The sequence below is a fragment of the Mycolicibacterium tusciae genome, from assembly GCF_002086795.1.
Classification (GTDB): Bacteria; Actinomycetota; Actinomycetes; order Mycobacteriales; family Mycobacteriaceae; genus Mycobacterium; species Mycobacterium tusciae.
The window spans coordinates 25,079-31,602 of the sequence record NZ_MVIM01000031.1 but is presented as its reverse complement, the minus strand read 5'-3'; the positions used below and the strand labels follow the sequence as shown (position 1 = coordinate 31,602).

Here is a 6,524-nt window from a genome sequence, read left to right as displayed (position 1 = left end):
CCCCGGCCCCGCCTGCACCCGCGCCCGATCCGCTGGCCCCGGTCAACCTTCCGCAGCCGGCCATGGACGCGGCCAACCAGGCCGTGTCCGGTGAGCTTCCCCTGCCCGCCGAGGTTCCGCACCTGCCGAGCCCGGAGAACCTGAATCCGGGGACGACGATCGACCGTGGCGCCGTCACGACCGACAGCCCCAACGTCTCGTACCTCAAAGAGATCTGGCACGCGATCCAGACCCAGGACGTCACCGGTAAGGATGCGCTGCTGGCGCTGACGCAGCGTCCGCTGACAACCCCGGACCGCGCCACCGGTCAGGTGCCGAACCTGCCGGGCCAGCTCCCGCCGGATCCGGCGCTTGCGCCTCCGCCGCCCCCTGCTCCGGCACCGGGATTGCCCGCGCCGCCGGCGCCTCCGGCGCCCGGTGCGCCCCCGCTACCGCCGGCCTGAGTCCGCGCTCAGGCGGATCCGACCCACTCTTCGGACCCGTCCGAGAAGAACTGGTGCTTCCACACCGGTAGCCGTTCTTTGACGGTGTCGACCAAACGCTGGCAGGTTTCGAACGCCGCACCGCGATGGTCTGCGGCCACGGCCGCGACGAGTGCGGCGTCGCCGATGTCGAGTACGCCGATGCGGTGGCTGACCGCGATGGCCCGCACTCCTTGACTGGTTGCGGCGATCTCGGCAGCCACGTCGGCCAACGTCTGCTGCGCCGTGGGGTGCGCCGAATACTCGAGCCGGATCACCCCGCGGCCGCCATCGTGGTCGCGAACGACGCCGGCGAAACCCACCACCGCGCCCGCGGCTTCATGAGCGACAAGCGCTTCGTGCTCGGTCAGCTCGATCGGGTGCTCGTTGACTTCGGCGCGCAGGACGACGTTCATCGTGGATGGTCCCCTCCCGCAAGCTGATCCAGTGCGTGCTCGAGCACTTTGTCCAGCACCGCCAGACCGTCTCTGACGCCACCGGTCGAACCCGGCAGGTTGACGATCAGGGTGCGCCCCTTGACGCCGCAGACGCCGCGGGAGAGCACTGACGTAGGCACTTTGTCTTCACCTGCTCGACGTATCGCATCGGCGAGACCGGGGATCTGGTAGTCGACGATGGCGGCGGTCGCGTCCGCGGTGCCGTCGGTCGGCGATATCCCGGTTCCGCCGGAAGTGATGACGACGTCGACCTTTTCGCCGACCGCGGCGGACAGAGCCTGGTTCACTCCGCCGCCGTCGGCGACGACGGTCGGTGCGGGTGCGCCGATGCCCCGTTGATTGAGCCAGCCGACGATGATCGGTCCGGTCGTGTCCTCGTACACCCCCGCCGCGGCGCGGGTGGAAGCGATGATGACCCGCCCAGACCGGGTATCCGCAGCCGTCACCGCACCCACGTGCCGGTCTTGCCGCCTTCTTTGCGCAGCACTCTGATGTCGTCGATGCGGGCTGCGGGGTCGACCGCCTTGATCATGTCGTAGAGCGTGAGCGCGGCGACGCTCACCGCCGTCAGCGCCTCCATCTCGACGCCGGTCCGGTCGGTGCTGCGCACGGTCGCGGCGATCGCCACCTGAGCGCCGTCGATCACGAAGTCGATGTCGACCCCCGTCAGGGCCAGCTGGTGGCACAGCGGAATCAGGTCGCTGGTGCGCTTGGCCGCGAGAATGCCGGCGACCCGCGCGGTGGCCAGCGCGTCGCCCTTGGGCAGCCCGCCCGACGCGATCATCGCGACGACCTCGGGGGTGGTGCGCAGGGCACCGGCCGCGACGGCGGTGCGCTTGGTGGCGTCCTTGGCGGTGACGTCGACCATGTGCGCCGCGCCTGCTTCGTCGATGTGCGAGAGCGCGGGGCGGGCGGAGGGCGCCGAAGCGGCCCCAGCCGGTTCGGTCACTACTTGTTGACGACCGTGACCGGGTGCACGTACGGAACGTCGTCGGTCGGCAGCGGGAACGTCAGGTCTCCGAACGGCGACAACGCCCCGGTGCGGTCGGTAGCCAGCTCGCTGACTGCGTGATCGTCGTCGCCGTCGGTTGCGGGCCAGCCCGGGTCGACATACTGCTTCTTCTGCCGTTTGTTGTCAGCCACGCCTGACATTGTGGCAGGCAACGCGCGCAGTGGCGACACCGGCGGGCTGCTTTACGCTGGTCAGCAATGACCGAAAACGCGCCGGGCATTCCTCTGGGCGCCTGGCTGGCCGAACTCGGCGATGAGCGGCTGATCCGGCTGCTGGAGTTGCGGCCGGATCTGACACAGCCCCCGCCGGGGACCATCGCGGCCCTGGCGGCGCGGGCTCAGGCACGCCAGTCGGTCAAGGCCGCAACGGATGACCTGGACTTTCTTCATCTCGCGGTGCTCGACGCGCTGCTGGTCCTGCATGCCGATACGACGGCGGTGCCGCTGTCGAAGCTGCTGGAGCTGATCGGCGACGCGGGCGCCGAGACCGTCGTGACGGGGGCCGTCGAGGACCTTCGCGAACGCGCGCTGGTGTGGGGCGACGATTCGGTGCGGGTGACCTCCGAGGCAGCGACGGGCCTGCCCTGGTATCCCGGTCAGGCCACGGTCGAAGACACCGAGCCAAGGGGGCTCGCCGAGCGCCTCGCCGGTCTCGACGAGGCGCAGTCCGACCTGTTGCAGCGGCTGTTGGAGGGCTCGCCGGTGGGACGCACCCGCGACGCGGCCGCAGGCACCCCGCCGGATCGCCCGGTGCAGCGACTGCTGGCGAACGGACTGCTACGTCAGGTGGACGACGAGACGGTGATCCTGCCCAGGCTCGTCGGCCAGGCGCTGCGCGGTGAACTTCCCGGGCCCGTCGGGCTGACCGTGCCCGATCCCGTGGTGTCGACCACGACCATCGCCGACGTCGACGCGGTGGCCGCGGGCGCCGTGATCGACCTGCTGCGCGAGGTCGAGGTCGTGCTCGAAACCCTCAGCGCTGCACCCATTCCCGAGCTGCGCAGCGGCGGGTTAGGGGTGCGCGACGTCAAACGGCTGACGAAGATCACCGGCATCGACGAAAGCCGGCTCGGCCTGATTCTCGAGGTGACCGCGGCGGCCGGGCTGATCGCGACCGGGATGCCGGAACCAGAACCGCAGGACGGCACCGGCCCCTACTGGGCGCCGACTGTCGCCACTGACCGCTTCCTCGAATCTCCGGCCGCGCAGAAATGGCATCTGCTGGCGTCGACATGGCTGGAACTGCAGGGCAGGCCGAGCCTGGTCGGGAGCCGGGGCCCTGACGGTAAACCCTATGCGGCGCTTTCGGATTCGCTTTTCTCGACAGCCGCACCGCTGGACCGGCGGCTGCTGCTGGAGACGCTCGCCGATCTCGCGCCCGGCGCCGGCGTCGACGCCACCGAGGCGGCACGCGCGATGATCTGGCACCGACCCCGATGGGGCAATCGACTGCAACCGGGCCCGGTGGGTGCGTTGTTGTCGGAGGCGCACATGGTCGGCGTCGTCGGCCGCGGTGCGATCAGCACCCCGGCGCGCGCCCTACTCTCGGACGCCCCTCCGGAGCATGTCGTCAAGGCGATGGACAAGGTGCTGCCCCAGCCCATCGACCACTTCCTGCTGCAGGCCGACCTGACGGTCGTGGTGCCGGGCCCCCTGGAACGCGACCTGGCCGAGCAGTTGGGTGCTGTCGCGAGGGTCGAGTCGGCGGGTGCGGCCATGGTATACCGCGTCAGCGAGTCGTCGATCCGGCGCGCGCTCGACACCGGACGCACCGCGGCCGACCTGCACGCCTTCTTCGCCCGATACTCCAAAACTCCTGTTCCACAAGGACTCACGTATCTGATCGATGATGTAGCCCGCCGACACGGGCAGCTGCGGGTCGGCATGGCCGCTTCGTTCGTGCGGTGCGAGGACGCCGCGTTGCTGGCGCAGGCGATCACCGCACCGGCGGCCGAACAGCTGGAGATGCGGCTGCTGGCCCCGACCGTCGCGGTGTCCCAGGCGCCGATCTCCGAGGTGCTGGCCGCCCTTCGAGGGGCCGGCTTCGCCCCTGCGGCCGAGGACTCGACGGGCACGATCGTCGACATCCGCGCGCGGGGGGCCAGGGTGCCCGCACCATCGCGCCGCCGGTCCCATCGGGCGCCAACCCCGACCAGTCAGACGCTGGCCGCGATCGTCGCGGTATTGCGCAGGGTGGCGGCCGGACCGTCGAGCGGCATGCGCCTGGACCCGACTGTGGCGATCACCCAGCTCCAGGAGGCCGCCCATCTCCAGACGTCGGTGGTGATCGGCTACGTCGACCCGGCCGGGGTCGCCACCCAACGGGTGGTGGCACCGATCAATATTCGCGGCGGGCAGCTGACCGCCTACGACCCGGCGTCCGGCCGCGTGCGGGAGTTCGCCATCCACCGCGTGACTTCGGTCGTATCCGCCGATTCCGCCCACTGAAATCACCTTTGTCCGACGGTTCTGGATAATGGACAAAGTGAGTGACGGCCCCCTGATCGTGCAGTCCGATAAAACGGTGCTGCTCGAAGTCGACCACGAACAGGCCGGTGCGGCCCGAGCCGCCATCGCCCCGTTCGCCGAGCTCGAGCGTGCGCCCGAGCATATCCACACCTATCGCATCACCCCGCTGGCGCTCTGGAACGCCCGCGCCGCGGGCCACGACGCCGAACAGGTCGTCGACGCGCTCGTGACGTTCTCCCGCTACGCGGTGCCGCAGCCGCTGCTGGTCGACATCGTCGACACGATGGCGCGCTATGGTCGCCTGCAGCTGGTCAAGTCTCCGGTGCACGGCCTGACGCTGGTCAGCCTGGACCGCGCGGTGCTCGAAGAGGTGCTGCGCAACAAGAAGATCGCACCGATGCTCGGTGCGCGCATCGACGACGACACCGTTCAGGTGCACAACAGCGAGCGCGGCCGCGTCAAGCAGATGCTGCTCAAGATCGGTTGGCCCGCAGAGGATCTCGCCGGCTATGTGGACGGTGAGAAGCATCCGATCAGCCTCGCGCAGGATGGCTGGCACCTGCGTGACTACCAGGAGATGGCGACCGACTCGTTCTGGGAGGGCGGGTCCGGCGTCGTGGTGCTGCCGTGCGGCGCGGGTAAGACCCTCGTCGGCGCCGCGGCGATGGCGAAGGCGGGCGCGACCACGCTGATCCTGGTGACCAACACCGTGGCGGGCAGGCAGTGGAAGCGTGAGCTGATCAACCGGACGTCGTTGACGGAGGAGGAGATCGGGGAGTACTCCGGCGAGAAGAAGGAGATCCGCCCGGTCACCATCGCCACCTATCAGGTGATCACGCGCCGTACCAAAGGTGAGTACAGGCACCTTGAACTGTTCGACAGCCGCGACTGGGGCCTGATCATCTACGACGAGGTACACCTGCTGCCCGCGCCCGTGTTCCGGATGACCGCGGACTTGCAGTCGCGGCGACGGCTCGGCCTGACGGCCACGCTCATCCGGGAGGACGGACGCGAGGGCGACGTGTTCTCGCTGATCGGGCCGAAACGGTATGACGCACCGTGGAAGGACATCGAGGCCCAGGGCTGGATCGCGCCCGCCGAGTGCATCGAGGTGCGGGTCACGATGACCGACAACGAGCGGATGCTCTACGCCGTCGCCGAACCCGACGAGCGCTACAAGCTGTGCTCGACGGTGCATTCCAAGATCGCCGTGGTGAAGTCGATCCTGGAGAAGCACAAGGGCGACCAGACGCTGGTGATCGGCGCCTACCTCGACCAGCTCGACGAGCTCGGAGCCGAACTCAATGCCCCCGTGATCCAGGGGTCGACCAAGACCGCCGAGCGGGAGGCGCTGTTCGACGAGTTCCGTCGCGGCGAGATCCCGACACTGGTCGTATCCAAGGTCGCCAACTTCTCCATTGATCTACCGGAAGCCAATGTCGCCGTACAGGTGTCGGGCACCTTCGGGTCGAGACAGGAAGAGGCGCAGCGGCTGGGCCGGCTGTTGCGGCCCAAGGCCGACGGCGGCGGCGCGATCTTCTACTCGGTGGTGTCCCGCGACAGCCTGGACGCCGAGTACGCCGCACATCGTCAGCGGTTCCTCGCCGAACAAGGTTACGGCTACATCATCAAGGACGCCGACGATCTACTGGGTCCCGCGATCTAAGTATGCGGCCCAATGGGTTTCGAGACGGTCAGTAGGACGACCGAATCCTCGATCGCGCTCAAACCATGTCGTTCCCTTGGCAGGATGATGTGGTCACCGGCTGAACCGTCCCATCCCGACGACGAGTTGGTGACCCGCACACGGCCGTGCAGCACCTGAAGCGTGGCCTCGCCGGGGCTCTCGTGGTCGTCCAGCTTGCTGCCCGCCTTCAGTGCCATCAAGGTCTGGCGCAGTGAATGTTCATGGCCGCCGTAGACCGTGTGTGCACTGCGGCCACTGGTCGCCGCCCGGGCGGTTTCCAGATGCTCACGTGCGAGTGCGGTGAGCGAGATCTTCTCCATCGTCAACGCGCCTTTCAGACCATCGGATATGTCGTAGACCGCATAGGCCATGAATCGTCTCGATTCGGGCTGGCGAGTTCGAGACATGACCGACGCAATAACACCATTCTCGTCATCG

Annotated in this window: 7 protein-coding genes and 1 pseudogene; 3 read left to right on the top strand and 5 right to left on the bottom strand. The window is 68.5% G+C overall.

What is annotated here, in order from left to right; translation table 11 throughout:
- Positions 1-443: pseudogene (locus BST47_RS29300) on the top strand (transglycosylase family protein); the annotation flags it as partial.
- A gap of 8 nt (positions 444-451) precedes the next feature.
- Here BST47_RS29300 and BST47_RS29295 read toward each other — a convergent pair.
- Genes BST47_RS29295 through BST47_RS29280 form a run of 4 tightly spaced genes read right to left on the bottom strand, consistent with a single transcriptional unit; the run spans position 452 to position 2,071 of the window.
- Entirely contained in the window at positions 452-877 is a 426-nt protein-coding gene (locus BST47_RS29295; protein ID WP_083129256.1) for a molybdenum cofactor biosynthesis protein MoaE, read from the bottom strand.
- The gene (locus BST47_RS29290; protein WP_083129262.1) at positions 874-1,365 is read right to left on the bottom strand and encodes a MogA/MoaB family molybdenum cofactor biosynthesis protein; all 492 of its coding nucleotides are present in this window, start codon (positions 1,363-1,365) and stop codon (positions 874-876) included. Before BST47_RS29290 ends, BST47_RS29295 begins: the two co-directional genes overlap by 4 nt.
- Positions 1,362-1,868 carry a cyclic pyranopterin monophosphate synthase MoaC gene (gene moaC, locus BST47_RS29285; protein WP_083129255.1) on the bottom strand — a complete coding sequence of 169 codons (507 nt, stop codon included), beginning with the start codon at positions 1,866-1,868 and terminating at the stop codon, positions 1,362-1,364. Before moaC ends, BST47_RS29290 begins: the two co-directional genes overlap by 4 nt.
- Positions 1,868-2,071, bottom strand: coding sequence for a hypothetical protein (locus BST47_RS29280; protein WP_207568727.1), 204 nt, complete (start codon positions 2,069-2,071; stop codon positions 1,868-1,870). The genes moaC and BST47_RS29280 overlap by 1 nt, the downstream gene beginning before the upstream one ends.
- Before the next feature lie 57 nt (positions 2,072-2,128).
- On the opposite strand from BST47_RS29280, the gene BST47_RS29275 reads away from it, so the two are divergent.
- Positions 2,129-4,378 carry a helicase-associated domain-containing protein gene (locus BST47_RS29275; RefSeq protein WP_083129253.1) on the top strand — a complete coding sequence of 750 codons (2,250 nt, stop codon included), beginning with the start codon at positions 2,129-2,131 and terminating at the stop codon, positions 4,376-4,378.
- Positions 4,379-4,415: 37 nt separating this feature from the next.
- Positions 4,416-6,065 (top strand): DNA repair helicase XPB, encoded by a 1,650-nt coding sequence (locus tag BST47_RS29270; RefSeq protein ID WP_083129261.1) that lies wholly within the window; start codon positions 4,416-4,418, stop codon positions 6,063-6,065.
- On the opposite strand, the gene BST47_RS29265 is transcribed toward BST47_RS29270, so the two are convergent.
- Entirely contained in the window at positions 6,062-6,406 is a 345-nt protein-coding gene (locus BST47_RS29265) for a cupin domain-containing protein (RefSeq protein ID WP_083129260.1), read from the bottom strand. The genes BST47_RS29270 and BST47_RS29265 overlap by 4 nt on opposite strands.
- Positions 6,407-6,524: the final 118 nt, after the last annotated feature.

Bases quoted from the DNA above. Each gene is read 5' to 3' on its own strand.
- BST47_RS29295 (WP_083129256.1), bottom strand. From the start codon at position 877: ATGAACGTCGTCCTGCGCGCCGAAGTCAACGAGCACCCGATCGAGCTG.
- BST47_RS29280 (WP_207568727.1), bottom strand. From the start codon at position 2,071: ATGTCAGGCGTGGCTGACAACAAACGGCAGAAGAAGCAGTATGTCGAC.
- BST47_RS29275 (WP_083129253.1), top strand. From the start codon at position 2,129: ATGACCGAAAACGCGCCGGGCATTCCTCTGGGCGCCTGGCTGGCCGAA.
- BST47_RS29265 (WP_083129260.1), bottom strand. From the start codon at position 6,406: ATGGAGAAGATCTCGCTCACCGCACTCGCACGTGAGCATCTGGAAACC.